Genomic DNA, 19,933 nt, shown 5'->3' with positions numbered 1-19,933 from the left:
ATATAAGAAGATACAATCTTCTTATATTTATTCAATCTAAGCTAAGGCTTCAATCCACTCTAAAACTTCATTTAAAGTTTTCTCATCTTTATTCGAAATAAATACATAAGGTTTATTTTTTCTATTTTCTTTTACATCATTTTGCATTGAGTCTAAATCAACTCCAACATATGGAGCTAAATCTGTTTTATTTACAACTAATAAATCAGAGAAAAGTAATCCTGCCCCTTTTTTTCTTGGAATATCAGCACCTTGTGCAGTATCGATTATATACATATAATAATCAATTAATTCATATGAAAAAGTAGCACTAAGATTATCTCCTCCACTTTCAACAAAGATAATATCAGGATTAAACTTCTCTTCTAACTCTTGTACTGCTTTTTGATTCATTGAAATATCATCACGAATTGCTGTATGTGGACAGCCACCAGTTTCTACTCCAATAATTTGCTCATCAGGCAAATCAAGTGTTTGCTTTAAATAGTTTGCATCTTCTGTTGTATAAATATCATTTGTAACAATACCTATTTTGTATTTGTTTTTTAATATATTTGTAAGAGCTTCAATTAGTGAAGTTTTTCCACTTCCAACTGGCCCTGCTATTCCTATTTTTAAACTCATTTTCTTCCTTTTTTTCATTCTTTCTAATATTTATATTTTGCTTTAGTTCAATGCAAGATTTAAGGAGTTACTAAATGTAAATGACTTAAATTTTAACGCAGAAATAAAGCAAAAGAGGAATATTATGTTACGAACATTTTTGGTTCTAGTGTTTTATGCTCAAATATCACTTCTTCAAACAGTGGGTTAAAATTTGTAATCTTTTCATCAAAATTAAAATCCATATTTTCTAATATTTCATCAAATTCAAAAAGCATTTTTTGAATTTGTGAGGGTTTTATTCTTGATATTTTAAGCGTTGTTGCTGCAATATTGATTAAATTCTTTTTAGTCCACATTACAATAAAATCTTTAATATTTATATCTAAGTCATAAGCATAAGAAGCTAATACTATTAGCTCATTTGCATCGGATTTTTTCTCTTCAATTAAAGAATAATACTTTTTTACTTCATCTTTTAAAACTGTATCTTTAATTTGTACATAGTAATTATGTCCAATATCTTTTGAAGCTTTTGCATAATCAAATGTTAGATATGAAGATATTTCATTATCAAGTTTTTTAAGTAAATTTACTTTTTTCTTTTCTAACAACTCATAAGTTTTTTGAACATAAACAAATTCCATTTTAGAGTACTGGTCAATAATCAAGTTTTCAAGATATATTTTTAAAGTATCAATATCTTTTACATGCTCTTTTACAATATGAGGTTCAAGCCCAAAAGAATGTACAAATACACCAGATGGAAAAGTTCCATCAAGTATTTGCATAAATCTACTAAGACTTTTTAAATTAGTGTGAATGATGTGCTTTTCCATTTGCTTTAAAATACCCAGTAGTTTTTGTAATTTTTATATCATCATTTTTATATGCAGCTTCAATTATATCTACTAATGAAATATCATCTAAAACTGTAATATTCATATCACTAATCATTACAGGTTGATGTCTATTACCTATTTCATAAGCCACTTTTGCAAAGTTTAAAGCATCTGTAAATTCAAACACATAAATATTATCTTCACTTCTTTTTACTTTAATTGCATAACCATCCTCATCAACTAAAATATCATCTTCATGTAAGTGCGTAAATTTTGCTTTTATTATGAAATTTACACCCTTATTTGATACAGCTGTTAAATTTGGTTTTTGCATATCAAACCATGATAATTCTACCTCATCATTAGCTTTGATATCTTTTTTTATTTCTACTACTTTTTTTATCAAAAAATTTCCTTATATAATATATATACAATTGTATAAAAATTTTATAGGTTTGTATAGGAATTCTTTGTTTATTAATTAGACAAAATCTTTAAATAGTTTATATAAACAATAACTTTTAGACTTTAGAAGTTATATTTAAAAGCAAGTGTTGTGACACTAGTATCAACATCATCTTTATTTTCAGGTAATTCTTTGCCATTTTGATAAAGGTAAGCAAGTACTACATCAAAATCTTTAAATTTTTTACCTAAACTTATCATATATCTTTTATCTTGTTCCATAGCATGATGTTGAACTTTTGTTCCATCATTAAATACTGTAAATACTCTTTTCCCAAAAAATGCCTGTGCACCTAATAGATAACTATTATAATTTGCATTTACTTTTAAACCTGCTGTTAAATAATCCTTATCATCAAAAGAATAACTCCCATACTTTTCTCCATCAATATTGATAGATTTAACTATTGCAGATACTTTTACTTTTAAATTATTTATTTTTAGTTTTTTACTAAGAGAGAAGTCATATTGGTGTACATCAAAAGTTTTATAATCACTTTTATATAAATCAACTGCTAATTCTAAACCCTTGTTTATATTGTATTTTGCTCCAAGCCCATAAATCTTTCCTTGATCTGTTGGTGCTAAATTGTCAATAATCTTTATATAGTTTGCTTTTAAACTAAGAGCTTCATTGATTTTATTTTCATACTTTAGATTATATTTCTTAACATCTAAGGATTCAAGAGTATTATGACTCATATAATGTTCTCTATCTACTTTATCATTTATATATCCTAAACTAAATTGATGTTGTTTTACTGATAAGTTAATACCAAGATCTTGTATTTTTCCTTCAAGTTTTGTTGCAGAGTTAGAAAAATCTTTTTTTGAATATTTATATGTAAAAGAGTTCTGTGCCATTACTAAAGTTGATAGAAGTAGTGTTGTTAAGATAATTTTCTTCAAATAATTTCCTTTTTAATTATGCAACCAAGTTGCATTTTTGAAATATTATCAAAAAAATGTTACTCTAAACTTATATTATAAATATAAGTAAATACAATAACTAAGTGCTTTATTCTTATATTACAGCTATTATATTTTATGTTCTATTCTTAGAACATAAAATATTTTTTAGCCATTGGCACTGTTGTTACATAATCTGATGTGATTAATTCACCATCAACTAAAACATCATAAGTTTCAGGGTCAACTACAATATCTCCAATAAAGTCATTTAATTTCATATCTTTTTTACCGATATTTCTAGTATTTTTAACAGCCAATACCTTTTTATCAATTCCAAGTTTTTCTTTTAAATCACCACTTGCAACTTTTGAAGTAAAGATAGCACTAATTTTTGCACTGGCTTTTCCTTCTGAACCGAACATCTTTCTATATAAGTTTGGTTCTGGTGTTGGAATTGAAGCATTTGCATCACCCATTACACTTAAAGCAATAAATCCACCTTTAATAACTAAAGAAGGTTTCACTCCAAATAAAGCTCTATCCCACATAACAAGGTCAGCCATCTTACCAACCTCTACACTTCCTACATGCTCATCAATACCACATGCAATGGCAGGATTTATAGTATATTTTGCAATATATCTTTTAATTCTTTCATTATCACACTTTTCATTATCACTTGGTAATGCACCTCTTTGTTTTTTCATAGAATCAGCAACTTGCCATGTACGAATAAGAACTTCTCCAACTCTACCCATTGCTTGTGAATCAGAACTTGTAATACTAATAGCACCAATATCATGAAGTACATCTTCAGCTGCAATTGTCTTACCTCTAATTCTAGATTCTGCGAAACTTACATCTTCAGGAATTTTTGGACTTAAATGATGACAAACCATTAACATATCAAGATGTTCTTCTATTGTATTTTTTGTATATGGAAGTGTTGGGTTTGTTGATGAAGGTAAAACGTTTGCTAAACCTGCTACTTTCATAATATCAGGAGCATGACCTCCTCCTGCACCTTCTGAGTGAAAAGTATGAATAGTTCTATTTTTAAAAGAACCAACTGTATTTTCAACAAATCCTGATTCATTTAATGTATCTGTATGAATTGCCACTTGAACATCAAAATCATCTGCAACACTCAAACAAGTATCAATTGCATTTGGAGTACTTCCCCAATCTTCGTGAAGTTTAAGACCCATTGCACCTGAATCAATTTGTGATTTTAGTGCTTCATATGAACTTGAGTTTCCTTTTCCCATAAATCCAAAGTTTAAAGGATAGTTTTCAACTGATTCAATCATTTTAGAAATATTCCACTCACCTGGAGTACAAGTAGTTGCATTTGTACCAGTATTTGGTCCAGTACCTCCACCTATCATTGTAGTAACTCCCGAACTTAGTGCTTCATCTATTTGTGTTGGTGAAATAAAGTGAATATGTGAATCAACTCCACCAGCTGTTATTACTTTTCCTTCAGCAGAAAGTATTTCAGTATTAGCGCCTATTTCTAAACCTTGAGTAATTCCATCACAAAGCTCACTATTTCCAGCTTTTCCAATAGCCAATATTTTTCCATCTTTTACCCCAACATCAGCTTTATAAATACCAGTATAATCAATAATCACAGCATTTGTAATAATTAAATCAGCAACATCAATAGCTTTTGGACTTTGAGCCATTCCATCACGAATAGTTTTACCACCACCAAACTTTACTTCTTCACCGTAAGTTGTGTAATCTTTTTCAATTTGTGCGATTAAAGATGTATCTGCTAATCTAAATCTATCACCTGTAGTTGGTCCATACATCGCAGCATATTTTTGTTTTGAAATTTTCATTTTATTTCTCCCCTAAAAATATTGATAAGTTTTTCATAGCTTGTTCTTTTACAGTTTCATCATCTAAGTTACCTTCAACTAAACCATTGAAACCACTCATATATCTATTTCCACTATATGAAACTAAATTTACTTTCTTTTTACTTCCTGGTTCAAATCGTACTGAAGTACCAGCAGCAACATCAAGTCTTTTTCCATAAGCATCACCTCTATTGAAATCAAGATTATTGTTTACTTCAAAGAAGTGATAATGTGAACCAATTTGCACTGGTCTATCGCCTGTATTTTCAACTTCTAAAGTTGTAATCTCTTTATTTTCATTTAGTTCAATTTCACCATCTTCTACAATATATTCACCAGGAATCATTGTGTCATTACCTTGTATTGGACTATGAACTGTTACAAGTTTTGTTCCATCATCAAAAGTAGCTTCCACTTGAACCATATCCATCATAGAAGCAATTCCATCCATAACATCATCATGGTTTAAAACTTTTGTAGCATCAACCATAAGTTGGGCAACACTTTTCCCATCTCTAGCACCTTCAAGTATATATGAAGTTATAATAGCAGTTGCTTCTGGAAAATTAAGTTTGCAACCTCTATCCTTGCGTTCTTGTGCAAGCTTTGATGCTGTGTAAATCATCAGTTTTTCTTGTTCTCTATTCGTTAAAAGCATATTTTCTCCTTATCCTAATATCATATTCGTTCCAACTAAAATTGAGACAATTCCAGCTGTTGTAAATACTCTTTTTATATTTTTTGTACTATTTAAAACATTTTCATTTATATAATTTATAATAAACCCAAAACATATAAACACTAAACTAACCCCTAAAACAAAAGCCATAACCATAGTAAAATCTACACTTTGTGAATTTATAACACCAAGAGTAATAAGCATACCTCTTACACCACCAATTCCCATTAGTGAACCTATAATAAAAGCACTTTTTGTATCTGTTTTTTTATGAGTATGATTTTTTGCAAAACTCAAATGTATATGTTCTTTACCTTCATGCATATGCTTGTCTAAGATGATTTTTTTAGCATTTACAAGATATATCAAATATATTCCCATAGCAATAATTACTGATGAACTTATAATATCTCCATATCCAAGATATGAATCTATTGAAGTAAACTCTTGTAAAACCTTTGCAAAAATAAACAACATTAAACCATGTCCTATTGCAAAGGCAAAAGTAATCAAAAATGTTTTTGTTTTACTTTTTCCAAGTGAAAAGTTGATTATTGCAACGATATGATCAGCTCCAAAAGCATGAAGTACTCCATACCAAAATAAAACTATTAAACCTACTTCCATATTATTGTTTCCCCATATTAAAACTGTTTTTTTCTAAATTTTTTCTATAAATATCCCAAACTTTTAAGACTTTATCTTTTAAAATAGCCATATTCTCACTACTTAAAACGCCAATTATCAGTCTTTTTGATTTAGAATATGTAAAAGTTGAAAACTCTTCTTTTTCTAACTTTTCTAAAAAAGCAACATTATCTATAGTTTTGATATAAACTTTTGCAAAAAGATTTGTTTTGCTACTTTTTCTTTTTATATAATTTTTTAACTCAATACCTTCAATATCAAACTTTTCTATATATTCACATCTCCCCTCTTCAATAAAAGAGTTTTTTATTTTCATACTAGTAAAATCAAAATCTTCGTAGCTTCGCCCATTACTTAAAATATCAGTATAAAAAAAGGTTGAATCTTTATCAAATTCAAGCTTAAATGTTTGAATAAATTTTGCATCTTTATATAAAATTAGTTCATCATTTAAAAATTCTAAATTCGATTTATTTTTGATTTTAATATCAATATTATTTAGACTAAAATATTTAGAGTTTGAAGGATATATTTTTGTAGCTGATTCTGTTGTAATTATTAAGTTTGAATTATCTAGTTTAAAGTTTGTTTTAATCCTATCTTTTGGAAAAATACCTTCTCCAATATTAAGAAGTTTGATATAGTTTTCCTCATCATTAAATAGATAATATCTAGAGGGAAGATTCAATCTATCTAGTGAAAATTTATCATTTTTAAAATTAAACTTTAAACTCATTCTATAACCCTTGTAGAAATATTTTATCAAAAATCATTGTATTAATATTTCTACAGTTGTTTATTTTTTAAACATCTATACAGATAAATGCTGTTTTACAATCTCATCACTTAACTGTGAAATCTCGCCATTAGCAACAACAGAACCTCTATCAATTACATAAAAATCATCACCATGTTTTCTAGCAAATGGTAACTTTTGTTCAACTAACATTACTGTCATTTGTTCTTCTTTTGTAAGATAGTCAATTACATCACCAATTTGAGCAACAATATTTGGTTGTATCCCTTCACTTGGTTCATCAAGAATTAGAAACTTTGGGTCAATACATAAAGCTCTTCCAATAGCAAGTTGCTGTTGTTGACCTCCAGATAAATCCCCACCTTTTCTATTTGCCATATCTTTTAAAACTGGAAATAAATCATAAATTTTTTCAGGAACACTTTTAATTTTATTTCTATTAGAAAGTACTCCAATTTGAAGATTTTCTTCTACTGTTAATTGTGAAAATATTTCTCTTCCTTGAGGAACATAACCTATTGCAATTTGTGCTCTATCATGTGCATTTAGTTTTGAAATATCTTGACCATCGTATATTAATTTTCCACTTGAAATTGGAAGTAATCCCATGATTACTTTTGAAAGTGTTGTTTTACCAACACCATTTCTTCCCATTAAACAAGTACATCTACCTTTTTTTAATTCTAAAGTTAAATCCCATAAGGTATGACTTTGAGCATAAAACTGATTTAATTTATCTATTTGTATCATGATTATTCACCTAAATATACTTTTCTTACTTTTTCATTGTTTTGAATACTTTCCATACTTCCTTCTGCAAGAACTGAACCTTCATGTAAAACAGTTACTTTTGAAGCAATACTTCTAATAAATTCCATATCATGCTCAACAACTACAACAGCATGTTCTTTTGCTAAATCTGTCAAAATTTGTCCTGTTTTATCAACTTCTTGAGGAGTCATTCCAGCAACTGGTTCATCAACTAATAATAACTTTGGATTTTGCATAATAAGCATTCCAATTTCAAGCCATTGTTTTTGACCGTGAGATAAAATTCCTGCTTCTTGATTATAAAGTTCTTTTAAACCAATAAGTTGCATTGTTTCTTCTATTTTATCTTTTTGTTCACCAGATATTTTTGAAAAAAGTGTTTTGAAAAACCTCTTATCATCTTGCATAGCAAGCTCAAGATTCTCAAAAACTGTATTATTTTGAAAAACAGTTGGTTTTTGAAATTTTCTACCAATTCCTACTTCTGCAATTGATGGTTCATCCATTTCAAGTAAATTTACAGCATCACCAAAAGTAACTGTACCTTCATCAGGTCTTGTTTTTCCAGTAACTACATCCATCATAGTAGATTTTCCAGCACCGTTTGCACCAATAATACATCGCAGTTCTCCATAATTAATAGAAAAACTTAAATTATTTAAAGCTTTAAAACCATCAAAACTAACTGTTACACCATCAACAAGAAGTATTCTTTTACCCTTTTTTAACTCACCAATATTATGTGAGTTTTCATGATCTAAAACTAACATTATGCAAGCTCCTTTTTAGTGTTTAGTTTATCTTTGATATTTGAGATAAGTCCAACAACACCTTTTGGTAAAAATAGTGTTACTAAAACAAACATACCACCAAGTGCATATAACCAAATTTCAGGAAGTGCAGAAGTAAAGTATGAACTTGCGAAGTTAACTATTATTGCTCCAATAATTGCTCCATACAATGTTCCTCTTCCACCTACTGCTACCCAAATAACAAGTTCAATTGAAAATAGTGGTGAAAAAACACCAGGATTTATAATTCCAACTTGTGGTACATATAATGCTCCTGCAATTGCAGCAAGTACAGCTGATACTATAAAAATAAATAGTTTGTATTGTTCAACTTTGTAACCTATAAATCTTACTCTACTTTCTTCATCTCTAATTGAAATAATTACTCTTCCAAGTCTTGAATTCATTATAAATCTACATAATAAATATCCACCTAAAAGTGCAAAATACGAAATAATTAATAATCCTATTCTAGTAGAGTCTTGTGATAAATCAAAACCTAAGATATCTTTAAAATCTGTAAGACCGTTGTTTCCACCAAATCCCATATCATTTCTGAAGAATGCTAACATTAATGCATATGTTAATGCTTGAGTGATAATTGAAAGATAAACACCTGTAACTCTTGATTTAAATGCTAACCATCCAAATACAAAGGCTAAAAGTGCAGGTACAAACATCACCATTAAGAACATAAACAGTGGATTATCAAAACCATACCAGAACCAAGGTATCTCTTTTAAGTTCATAAATACCATAAAATCAGGTAAATCAGGATTTCCATAAACCCCTCTATCACCAATTTGACGCATTAAATACATACCCATAGCATATCCACCAAGGGCAAAAAATGCTCCATGTCCTAAACTCAATACTCCTAAATAACCCCAAACTAAATCAAGTGCAAGTGCTAAAAGAGCAAATGCTAAATACTTTCCAAGAAGTGTAACTGTAAATGTTGACACGTGAAATATAGAATCTGAAGGAACAGCTAGATTTAAAATAGCTACTAATGCAACTACAATAAATAGTGTTCCTAAAACTATTTTTCCACCTTTATCATTTTCTAAAATTTTTAATATTAATGATTTTCTTTTCATAGTCTAATCCTCTGCATCTCTTCCCTTTTTAGGGAACAGTCCTCTAGGTCTTTTTTGTATAAATAAAATGATAAATACTAAGATAATCACTTTTGCTAAAACCGCACCAGCAACTGGTTCAATAAACTTATTAAACTCACCTAATGTAAATGCTGCAATTAACGTTCCCCATAAATTTCCAACTCCACCAAATACAACAACCATAAAGGAATCAACAATATATGCTTGTCCTAAATTTGGTCCAACATTTGTAAGTTGTGATAAGGCAACACCTGCAACCCCTGCAATTCCTGAACCTAAACCAAATGTAATTGCATCAATCCATGAAGCTTTAATTCCCATTGCTCGTGCTATTTCTCTATTTTGTGAAACAGCTCGTACTTTTAATCCTAATGATGTTTTATTTAAAATATATAAAACAAACAAAAACACAATAATTGAGAAAACAACAATATATAATCTGTTGTATGTAAGTGATAAAGCACTATTAACTTCCAATGCTCCACTCATCCACTCAGGCGTTTTAACTTCTTGATTTAAAGGAGAGAAAACTGTTCTTACAATTTGTTGTAACACTAGTGAAATACCAAATGTTGCAAGTAATGTTTCAAGTGGACGTCCATATAAATGTCTAATCACAAGTCTTTCAATAGCAATTCCCACAAGTCCACTTACAATAAATGCAGCTGGAATTGCAACTATAATTGAATACTCAATTAAATTTGGCATAATTTGTTGAAGTGCATATGTTGTGTAAGCACCAATCATAATAAGCTCACCATGAGCCATATTAATTACTTTCATAACACCAAAAGTAACAGCAAGACCAATAGCAGCTAGAAGTAAAACAGAACCCATACTTAAACCAAAAAATGCCGTTTCTAGAAACGAATAAAAAGATCTATTTGTTTCTATTGAAGCAATTGAAGTGTTTGCTAGTTTTACCAGTTCTTTATCTTCACTATTTGATGAAATATTTTTCAATACTTCTAATGATTTAGGAGATAAATAATCTCCTAATTTTATTATGGCTTGCTTTTGTGCTTCACCATCTTTAAATTTTACACCTAAAGCAGTAACTGCTTCTTCAAGTACTTCTTTTACTTTAGTACTTTTTTCTGTTTGAAGAATTTCATTAATTAATTCTTCATTTTTTATATCAAGATTAGCAAGTAAATTCTTTGCAGAGTTAAATCTAATATCTTCATTTGAAGAAAATAGATTAATTTTTGCAAGAGAACTCTTGATAATACTTCTTAATTTATTATTGATCTTAACTTTTTTAAAATCATATTTTGAAGTAAGTTTTAGATCTTCTTTAGAAAAAATATCAGCAGTTTTATAATCATCTTCAATTTTTTCTTTTATGTAAACTATTTGTTTATCACTTTTTGTATAAAGAAGTTCACCTTTTAACAATTTTTGAAATAAAAATTCTAGCTTTTCATCTTTACTATATTTTGAAGTTAGTTCAATGATTGTTTTTTCTTTTGTTTTAAAACTTTTTGTTAGTAATTTGTTAGAATCTTCTTTTAGAGTAACTCCAAATGAAGCACTAAGTATTAATAAATTAAGTAATATTATTTTAAATATTTTCATGTTTACCTTTCTGTTAAAACATGAGAGTTAAACTCTCATATTTTAATTTATTTAGCACCTATACATTTTTTTGTAACAGTGTTATAATTTCCACAATTTACTGGGCTTGTCCAATCTGAAATTAAATCTTTAGATCCAGGTAAGAAATCAGACCATGCATCTCCAGCTACTTCACCTTCAGTTTCCCATACAGTTTCAAACTGACCGTCTTCTTGAATTTCTCCAATTAAAACAGGTTTTGTTAAGTGGTGATTCTTAAGCATTGTTGCAGTTCCACCAGTTAAGTTTGGAACAGAAATACCAACCATTGCATCAGTTACTTTATCAACATTTGTAGTACCAGCTTTTTCAACAGCTTTTACCCACATTTTAAATCCAATGTATGTAGCTTCCATTGGGTCATTTGTAACTTTTTTATCATCTTTTTTATATGCTCTCCATGTTTTAATAAACTCAGCATTTTCTTTTGACTCAGCACTTTGGAAGTAGTTCCACGCAGCTAAATGTCCAACAAGAGGTTTTGTATCAAGACCTGATAATTCTTCTTCACCAACAGAGAAAGCAACTACAGGAATATCAGAAGATGAAATACCTTGGTTACCTAATTCTTTATAGAAAGGAACGTTTGCATCACCATTAATAGTTGAAACAACAGCTGTTTTCTTTCCAGCTGAACCAAACTTTTTAATATCACTTACGATTGATTGCCAATCAGAATGACCAAATGGAGTATAGTTAATCATAATATCTTCTGCAGCTACACCTTTTGACTTTAAGTATGACTCTAAAACTTTATTTGTAGTTCTTGGATAAACATAATCAGTACCAGCTAATACAAATCTTTTTGCACCAATTTCATTGATTAAATAATCAACTGCAGGAATTGCTTGTTGGTTAGGCGCAGCACCTGTATAAAATACATTCTTACTTGATTCTTCACCTTCATATTGTACAGGGTAGAATAATAAACCATTTAACTCTTCAACAACTGGTAAAACAGATTTTCTAGATACAGAAGTCCAACAACCAAATGTTACATCAACTTTATCTTTTGTTAAAAGTCCTCTCATTTTTTCAGCAAATAAAGGCCAGTTTGAAGCTGGATCAACAACTACAGGTTCTAATTTTTTTCCTAAAACCCCACCTTTTTTATTTTGCTCTTCAATTAACATTAAAACAGTATCTTTTAATGTAGTTTCAGAAATTGCCATTGTTCCAGACAGTGAGTGTAAAACCCCAACTTTAATTGTTTCTGCAGCAGTTGCAGCTGATATTGTCAGACTAAGTAACGCAGAAGCGGCTAATGCTTTCGTAAATCTTTTCATTTTAATTTTCCTTTCAAAATTAAGTCTTTGTGACCTATGTTTGAAAGTATAAAGAAGAAGTGTTGTTTAAGTGTTGTTTTGGAAATAATTTTTGATATTTTTTGTATATAAAGTAAACAGGATGGAGAATACTTTTTATTTTAGAAGTCATTTTTATTGTTCAAAAAGTCCTAAGGATTTTAGAGAATATTTTATAGTACTTTTGGAGAATGTTCCACAATTCAACTTTTTTTGGAACAAGCTATTTTTTTGTAAAAACTGCTCCAGAAATAAGATATTATTGGCAAGGATATATGAAAGCTATTTATCTTAGTGTTTAAATCATTATAATGACGATATTAAAAATTTGAGCGTCTTAATGTACTTAAAATATATTTGGAGGAATTATTACTAGTCTGTCACTTTTTTAACTTTTACAGTAAATAAAGCTCCATTTTCTATATTTATAACATTTATAAAGCCATTCATATTTCTTTCAATAATATTTTTGGACATATACAAACCAATACCTGTACCTTGTGTTTTATGTCTTGTTGTAAAATATGGTTCAAAAATTTTATTTACGATATTTTTTTCAACACCGCCTGCATTATCTGTAATTTTTACAATTGCAAAATTTTCACCTTCTTTTATTTCTATGTTAATTTTTGGGTTTTCAATCTTTCTTTCAATCAATATATCTTTTGCATTACTTAAAACATTTAGAATAACTTGGGAATATTCATTTTTATATCCAAATATTTGTGTATCCTCAATGAGATTGAAAGTAACTTCTATTTCATGATATTTAAGTGAAGACTTTAAAATATTATAAGCATCTATACAAGCTTTTTCAATAGAAAATTCTTCCTTTTCACCTTGAGGTTTAAAAAAATTTTGAAAGTCTGATATAGTTTGGGACATATAAGAAGTTAGTGTATTTGCTTCTTTTATTTTTGTATCTATATAATCTTTTGTGAACTTATCAAAGTCATACGTAATTTTCATATTCATATGTATTGCAGAAATCTGAGCTAATGGTTGTCTCCATTGATGAGCAATATTTCCAATCATTTCACCCATTGAAGCTAGCTTACTTTGTTGTATTAAAAGTTGTTCTTGTTCAAGTCTTTGATTAATTTCTTTTTGAATCTTTTCTTCAAGATTTTCCATCATATCATTCATCATAATTTTTAGTTCATTTAAAGTTTCATTATTACTAGTTTTAGTAACTCTAGATCCTAAGTTTCCACTTTTAATATTTTCTAATACCTTCGTAGCATCTTTCATTACTATTTCATTATTTTGTATATTTTTTTGGATTATTGCTACATTTGTATTAATTGAAGTTGCAATTTGGTGAAACTCATCTTTTGAATTAATTTCAATTTTTTCTACACTATTTTTTTTATGATTTAAATATGAGAAAAAGTCATTTAACCCTTGTTGTACTATTTGTATAGAATTAATAATGTTTCTAGCAACAAACCATCCAATAAGTGTTGCCAAAATAAATAAGAATAATATATATATTAAAATAGATATCTTTAACTCTTTTGCCTGCTCAACTGCTCGAGTGTAAGCAATCGTAGAGTTATTTAGAAACTTACTCTGTGTTTTTAAAAGACTATCAATTAGTAAAGCAAACTGCTCCCTACTTGAAGTCGTAACATTTATATAAGCACCCTCTTGAAACTCTTCTTTTAAGTATTGTTCAGTTTGAAAAACAAAGCTTTTATAATTTTGCCACATTTGTAGAGTTTTTATTTGTTCAGGTTCTAATTTTTTAAACTCTAAATCTAGGTTTTTAATTACAAAATTTAAATCTTTTTCTATACTATCTCGTATAGAACTATTTGGAGCTATTACTAAAGATTGAGTTAATTCTCTTAGTTTATATAATGGTGTAATAATTTTATCTTGTAAAGATAATACATCTTGAGATTTACTATGTACGACTCTTAAGGTTTCTTTATTATGCTCACTTACTTCAATTGCTTTATATGATAATAGAGCAATTGATGTGCACATTATAAAAAATAGAACACCTAGTTTAAATTTGATATTTAGCTTATTTAATAGTTTCATATTTAATTCTTTTTGGTTTTATTGCTTTTTTAAATTCTTCTTTATACTCTATATTTTTAGGTCTTAAAGACCAGTGATTATTACTTATCTCTATTTCCCATAAAGGTATAATTCCACCTTTATATGGTTTGTATATTACTTCTTTATTTACTGCTGTTACTTTATTTTGAGAAGGGACTCTTAAAGTATAAGCCTTTTGCTTTGCTCTAAAAAGTATATCTTTTACAACTTCTTCATACTCTTTAGTTTTTGTTTTTGTGATAAAATACTTCTTTATATACTCTTGCATTAAATCATCTTTTTTTATAGTTGACCAAGCCCCTGATGTTTCATAAATAAAAAATACTGACCAAGGGTTTTCATAATACCAATCATCATCTCCCCATATTAATAAATCCCAGTTTTTATCATTTTTATTTTTATTAGTTTTTAAAAGCTGCTCATATATATCTTTTTCACTATTTGTAATTTTATAATTAAAAGTTACACCATATTTTTTTAATTGATATTCAATACCTTTAAGTAAAAACATAAACCTATCTTGAGTATAAATATTTAGTTTTAAGCCATTTAACAAACTATTTAATTCACTTTTAGAAAACTTTTTCTCTTCAAATTTATACTTTTCTGCAACTTTCTTTACAATATCGTAATTAATAGAAGTTGTAAATGGAGATATTTTACCTTCATTTTTATATACAAAATTAAGTAGGTTTTCTTGATTTAATGCTTGATTTAATGCTTGCCTTATATTTTGGTTTTGAAGTTTTTTATTTCCATTTATAAGGTTAAAAAATATTACAAAATTATCTGTGGATTCTGAAATAATAAGCTTTGAATACTCTGATAATAACACTTCGATTTTTTTATTAAAAGGGATTGGCATTAAATCAAGCTTTCCTTCATATTTTGTAATATCTTCGATTGCTTTATTTACATCAAGTTGTGTGTAGACTGTGATTCTTTGAATTTTTGGAAAGTTTTTATTCCAATAATATGGATTTGCTACAAGTTCTAGTTTTTCTGTTTGCTTACTTCCTAAAGCAAAACCACTTTGCAAAATATATGGACCCATTCCAAAAGCACCTGCTGCTTTTGTAGCTGTTCCTGTTTCTGCTCCTATTGGATTATATTTTTCTATGTACTCTTTAGTATAAAAATAAATTCGTGATAAATCTGTTAAAAACATCTCATATTTTTGTTTTAAAACTATTTTAAATCTTTTTTTATCAAGTTTTATAATATCAAAATCAACTTTATCAATATTGGTATATAAAAGTGGATTCTTCTTAAAAAATTCAAGATTAAATAAAACATCATCCATAGTAAAATCTTTTCCATCTTGAAACTTTAAATTTTCTCTAAGCTCAAAGATATAAGTATACTCACCAACTCTTTTGTGTGATTTTGCTAAATCATATATCCAACCTCTTTTATTATCATAAGATCTGATCAATCCTGAGTTTGTTGATTTAGCAATATAAGAATAAGGAATTGAAGGTAAAAAGATATTTATATGAGATTTTGGGTTTAGAGGTTTTGCTTTATTACTGTTCGCACTATCATCTCTAAACTCAAATTTAGAGATAAGATGCTCTTGTGCTAAGGAGTTTGTATATATAAAAATTAGTAGAATTATAATCCTATACAAATCGATATCCAACTCCTGAAAGATTAAAAATCATATCTGTGGGAAGTTTTTTTCGTAAATTCCTAACTAATGATCTTAGTGCGCTATCAGTCATAACATCATCGCCCCAAACTTTATCTTGGAATTCTTCATAATTAACAACTCGCGATTGATTTGATATTAAAACTTCTAAAAAAGTCATCTCTTTTTTATTTAAAATAATACTTTCATCTTTGTATTTTAATTCTTTTAAATCATAATCATAAACATAATCTTTATCAACTTTTAATATAACTTTTTTATTTGAATCTAGCATGTTTACACAGTTATTTAAAGATTCAAATAACTCATCTAAATCAAGAGGTTTTACAATATATTTTTCCATATGTAATTCAACAGCATCTAGCAAATACTCTTTATCTGTATGAGCAGTTATCATAACAACTGGGATATTTTTATCTGTTTGTCTAACTTTTTTTATAAATTCAATACCATTTACATTTGGCATACGAATATCACTTAAAATAATATCAGGATTTTTTTCAAGATATAATTTATATCCTTCCTCTCCATCATTTGCTTCATAAACTTCTTTTACATAGTATCTTAGAGAATCTGCAATATTTTCTCTAATTCCTATTTCATCTTCAGCATAAAGAAGAGTCAAGTTTTGTAATTTTTCAAGTACATCTTTTCTCATAATCTCTCCTTTTTGCTAATTATACTTAATTTTTACTTTTTTGTTTTTGGATAAAATCCATTATTAGATGTAGCTTTTACAAATCTTGCTAAATAAGCTGCTTCTTCTTCATCAAGTTGAGCAAAACCATTCATAGTTTGTAAAATAGCATCCCATTCTAACATTGAATGTTCTGTTGGTGCATGTGCTGCATGGCATTGTGTACAGTTTTCATAAAAAAACTCTTCATGTTCTTCCCAAATTTCAAGTGGATTACTAGCTAAATAACCTTTCTCAATTATTGCTTGAACTTTTTTTGTTTCACCATCTTTTCCAAAAGTACTTTTTTCTACCGATGCTAATAAGAGTGATTTATCTTTATTTATATAAAGCTTATTACCAAAAACCATTCCTGAAAATTCAACTAATGAATTCTTATCATCAACATCTTTTAATACTTTTACAGGAGTACCAATATAAAGTTTTGCTTTGTTATTGTCAATTTTTACATTTGCTGTTTGGAAGATGTACATTTCACTAGCACTTAGTAGGGAAAAACTCCCTACTGCAAATAATGTTATTAATAATCTTTTAAAAATATTTTTCATAATTAAGCTCCTTGAATTTTTGGTGGGTTATATGCTACATTTGGAGTAACTACATTCACCTTTTTAATTGAAACTAGTGTTGAGTTTGCTGTTGTTGCATTTGCCATTTGAGATGTTGGTCTTGATGACGTTAATACATTAACTTGTCCAGAATTACATCTTGAATTCTCTTTTGAACTATCTTCAGGAGAATACCAAGCTCCTTCCTCAATTGCTGCAACACCATCTCTAATAGTATTTGTAACCACTACACCTGCCAAAATACTTCCTCTATTATTATATACTTCAACAATCTCGCCATCTTTTACTCCAAATTTTTTAGCGTCATTTGGAGAAATTCTAATTGGCTCTCTACCTTGCACTTTATGCACATTTTGAACCCATGTATTATCCATTTGTGTATGGATTCTATATGTTGGATGTGGTGATACTAAGTGTAATGGATATTTTTTTGCTAATTCTTTATTCCCTAACCACTCTTCTGGCTCCATCCACATTGCATGACCTTTAAAGTCTTTATATTTATAACTTTCAAACTTTTCAGAGAAAATTTGAATTTTCCCAGTTTCTGTTTTAAGTGCATTTGCTACAGGATCTTTTCTAAACGCTTCATGTCTAACATATTTTCTAGCTTCATCAGGAATATCATAATGAACACTTCCTTTTTCCCAGAAATCTTCAAAAGCAATTTTCATTACTTTATTTGCATAAGATCTTTTGTATAATCTTTGAATCCAATCCATTGGAGTTCTATCTCTTGTAAATCTTTTTTCAGTTCCAAATCTTTTTGCTAATTCAGTGAAAATTTCATAATCATCTTTTGACTCATATCTAGCATCAACTACTTTTCTCATTGCAAAAATTCTATCATTTGAGTATGACATACCAGAAGCAATATCATCTCTTTCTAAAGTTGTAGTTGCAGGAAAAACAATATCTGCCATTTTAGCAGTTGGTGTCCACCATGGTTCTATAACAACAACAGTATCTAATGTTCTCATAGCTTTAATTAGCTCATTTACATTTGGTTGATGTCCAATTGGTGAGCCACCTGCACTTAACATAAACTCAACTTTTGGATACTTAATAGTTTTACCTTTATAAGTAACAATTTCACCTGGTTTATTAATTAAATCACTCATTCTTGAAGCTGGAATAGTAAGAGTTACCGCACCACCTTTTCCTTGACTTAATCCACCAACAGTTCTTTTTCCAGATGCAGCATCACCACCACCTTCATAATGCATAGAGAAACCAAAACCACCACCTGGTAATCCAATTTGTCCAAGCATTGAAGCTAAAGTAATTATAGACCAATCAACTTGTTCACCGTGTGCTGCTCTTTGCATTGCCCAGTTTCCTGCAATCATAGTTCTTTTAGAAACCATTAATTCAGCTAATTGCTCAATTGTTTTAGCAGGTACTTCTGTTAATTTTTCAGCCCATTTTGTTGTTTTAGGAATTCCGTCTGTTTTTCCTAAAAGATATGGTAAAAATTTATCAAATCCATGAGTATATTTTTCAATAAATGCTTTATCATATTTACCAGTTTTATATAAATGATACATCATTGCCATCATCATTGCAACATCAGAACCTGGTCTAATTTTAATCCAATCAGCTTTAAACTCTTGTCCAGATGAATTATAAATAGGGTCAATTAAAATTACTTTCATACCAGCTTTTTTGTACTCTTCATAAGCATCATAACATCTGTGATTTGGTACAGAATAACCTGCTCTATTAGTTTTGTATAAATCAGCTCCCCATAAAACCATAACTTCTGTATGTTTGATAATTTGTTCATGTGCAGTTTGAATAGAATAAACTTCCATATCCCCAACAACTCCTGGATTTACCGGACCAGCAGCGCCATTTGAATACTCACCAGCAGTTCCAACAGCTCCACCAATTTGGTTAAAGAATCTTCCAGCTAAAACATTTGGCTTAAAAGCTCCTGGAATTGACCAACCACCATAAGATGCGTTGTAAAGTGCTTCATTACCACCTTTTTTTTGTGCTTTTTTAATAGCGTCTGCAGCTAAATCAAGTGCAGTTTCCCATGAAACTCTAACAAATTCTTCTTTACCTCTTAAATCACCTCTACCTTTTCCTTCTAAGTAAGATTTTCTTACTACTGGATATTTAACTCTTGAGTTTGAAGTATTCCTATCGGCTAAACCTTTTACTATAACAGTAGGGTTTGCATCTGAATCTAATTGTGAAGTGATGTCAACAATTTTGTCATCTCTTACATGAGCATAAAAAGGTCCAAAGTGAGAAGCACTTGGGATTTTTTTAGTTCTTGACTCCATAATATTTGTAGCAGCACCACTTATTGTAGTACTAGCAGCAATAGCAGCTGTCCCTATGGCACCTTTTTTTAAAAAGTTTCTTCTTGAATTGTTCATCTTAATTTCCTTAATTTGAATTAACTATAAAAGAAGTTTAACAAGAAAAAAGAGCAAAAAAATCGAATGATTCGATTTTTGGAAAAAATTAATAAATTAAAAAAATATAAGTAATCCAACCCCCTTGAAGGATTAAATCGTAAAGTGTTAAAAATAAGAACTATTAAATATCTTAAAT

18 protein-coding genes are annotated in these 19,933 nt (G+C 28.7%); all 18 read right to left on the bottom strand.

Features of this window, described 5'->3' with window-relative positions; translation table 11 throughout:
- Nucleotides 1-36 precede the first annotated feature (36 nt).
- The 18 genes from ureG to D3Z07_RS11190 all read right to left on the bottom strand — a co-directional run bounded on the left by ureG (nucleotide 37) and on the right by D3Z07_RS11190 (nucleotide 19,755).
- Nucleotides 37-642: an urease accessory protein UreG gene (gene ureG, locus D3Z07_RS11275; RefSeq protein WP_076088682.1), complete on the bottom strand. Its 606-nt coding sequence runs from the start codon at nucleotides 640-642 to the stop codon at nucleotides 37-39.
- A 104-nt stretch (nucleotides 643-746) separates the two neighbouring features.
- Nucleotides 747-1,394, bottom strand: a complete 648-nt coding sequence (locus D3Z07_RS11270) for an urease accessory UreF family protein (protein ID WP_228200548.1) — start codon at nucleotides 1,392-1,394, stop codon at nucleotides 747-749.
- A gap of 22 nt (nucleotides 1,395-1,416) precedes the next feature.
- Nucleotides 1,417-1,851 (bottom strand): urease accessory protein UreE, encoded by a 435-nt coding sequence (locus D3Z07_RS11265; protein WP_228200547.1) that lies wholly within the window; start codon nucleotides 1,849-1,851, stop codon nucleotides 1,417-1,419.
- 122 nt (nucleotides 1,852-1,973) lie between these two features.
- Complete coding sequence (locus D3Z07_RS11260) at nucleotides 1,974-2,819, bottom strand: hypothetical protein (RefSeq protein ID WP_122893917.1); 846 nt, start codon at nucleotides 2,817-2,819, stop codon at nucleotides 1,974-1,976.
- 149 nt (nucleotides 2,820-2,968) lie between these two features.
- Entirely contained in the window at nucleotides 2,969-4,669 is a 1,701-nt protein-coding gene (gene ureC, locus D3Z07_RS11255; protein ID WP_122893916.1) for an urease subunit alpha, read from the bottom strand.
- A gap of 1 nt (nucleotide 4,670) precedes the next feature.
- Nucleotides 4,671-5,348 (bottom strand): urease subunit beta, encoded by a 678-nt coding sequence (locus D3Z07_RS11250; RefSeq protein WP_076088692.1) that lies wholly within the window; start codon nucleotides 5,346-5,348, stop codon nucleotides 4,671-4,673.
- A gap of 9 nt (nucleotides 5,349-5,357) precedes the next feature.
- On the bottom strand, nucleotides 5,358-5,996 hold the full coding sequence (locus tag D3Z07_RS11245) for a cytochrome c biogenesis protein CcdA (RefSeq protein WP_076088694.1): 639 nt from the start codon (nucleotides 5,994-5,996) through the stop codon (nucleotides 5,358-5,360).
- A gap of 1 nt (nucleotide 5,997) precedes the next feature.
- Nucleotides 5,998-6,753 (bottom strand): urease accessory protein UreD, encoded by a 756-nt coding sequence (locus tag D3Z07_RS11240; protein ID WP_076088696.1) that lies wholly within the window; start codon nucleotides 6,751-6,753, stop codon nucleotides 5,998-6,000.
- Between the two features lie 75 nt (nucleotides 6,754-6,828).
- Nucleotides 6,829-7,524: an urea ABC transporter ATP-binding subunit UrtE gene (gene urtE, locus D3Z07_RS11235; RefSeq protein WP_076088698.1), complete on the bottom strand. Its 696-nt coding sequence runs from the start codon at nucleotides 7,522-7,524 to the stop codon at nucleotides 6,829-6,831.
- 2 nt (nucleotides 7,525-7,526) lie between these two features.
- A complete protein-coding gene (urtD, locus tag D3Z07_RS11230) occupies nucleotides 7,527-8,315 on the bottom strand; it encodes an urea ABC transporter ATP-binding protein UrtD (protein ID WP_076088700.1) in 789 nt (262 codons plus the stop codon).
- A complete protein-coding gene (urtC, locus tag D3Z07_RS11225) occupies nucleotides 8,315-9,436 on the bottom strand; it encodes an urea ABC transporter permease subunit UrtC (protein ID WP_076088702.1) in 1,122 nt (373 codons plus the stop codon). Before urtC ends, urtD begins: the two co-directional genes overlap by 1 nt.
- A gap of 3 nt (nucleotides 9,437-9,439) precedes the next feature.
- A complete protein-coding gene (gene urtB, locus D3Z07_RS11220; protein WP_076088704.1) occupies nucleotides 9,440-11,035 on the bottom strand; it encodes an urea ABC transporter permease subunit UrtB in 1,596 nt (531 codons plus the stop codon).
- Nucleotides 11,036-11,082: 47 nt separating this feature from the next.
- The gene (gene urtA / locus D3Z07_RS11215) at nucleotides 11,083-12,360 is read right to left on the bottom strand and encodes an urea ABC transporter substrate-binding protein (protein WP_076088706.1); all 1,278 of its coding nucleotides are present in this window, start codon (nucleotides 12,358-12,360) and stop codon (nucleotides 11,083-11,085) included.
- Between the two features lie 390 nt (nucleotides 12,361-12,750).
- The gene (locus tag D3Z07_RS11210; protein ID WP_076088708.1) at nucleotides 12,751-14,427 is read right to left on the bottom strand and encodes a HAMP domain-containing sensor histidine kinase; all 1,677 of its coding nucleotides are present in this window, start codon (nucleotides 14,425-14,427) and stop codon (nucleotides 12,751-12,753) included.
- Nucleotides 14,411-16,078 (bottom strand): ABC transporter substrate-binding protein, encoded by a 1,668-nt coding sequence (locus tag D3Z07_RS11205; protein ID WP_076088710.1) that lies wholly within the window; start codon nucleotides 16,076-16,078, stop codon nucleotides 14,411-14,413. The genes D3Z07_RS11210 and D3Z07_RS11205 overlap by 17 nt, the downstream gene beginning before the upstream one ends.
- On the bottom strand, nucleotides 16,071-16,757 hold the full coding sequence (locus D3Z07_RS11200; RefSeq protein WP_076088712.1) for a response regulator transcription factor: 687 nt from the start codon (nucleotides 16,755-16,757) through the stop codon (nucleotides 16,071-16,073). Before D3Z07_RS11200 ends, D3Z07_RS11205 begins: the two co-directional genes overlap by 8 nt.
- Before the next feature lie 32 nt (nucleotides 16,758-16,789).
- Nucleotides 16,790-17,344 (bottom strand): hypothetical protein, encoded by a 555-nt coding sequence (locus D3Z07_RS11195; protein ID WP_076088714.1) that lies wholly within the window; start codon nucleotides 17,342-17,344, stop codon nucleotides 16,790-16,792.
- 2 nt (nucleotides 17,345-17,346) lie between these two features.
- Nucleotides 17,347-19,755, bottom strand: coding sequence for a molybdopterin-dependent oxidoreductase (locus tag D3Z07_RS11190; RefSeq protein WP_122893915.1), 2,409 nt, complete (start codon nucleotides 19,753-19,755; stop codon nucleotides 17,347-17,349).
- Between the last annotated feature and the right edge of the window lie 178 nt (nucleotides 19,756-19,933).

It is taken from the genome of Arcobacter peruensis (genome assembly GCF_003711085.1).
Taxonomy (GTDB): Bacteria; Campylobacterota; Campylobacteria; order Campylobacterales; family Arcobacteraceae; genus Poseidonibacter; species Poseidonibacter parvus.
The sequence above is the reverse complement of the archived record's forward strand: the minus strand, read 5'-3'. Positions and strand labels throughout refer to the sequence as shown.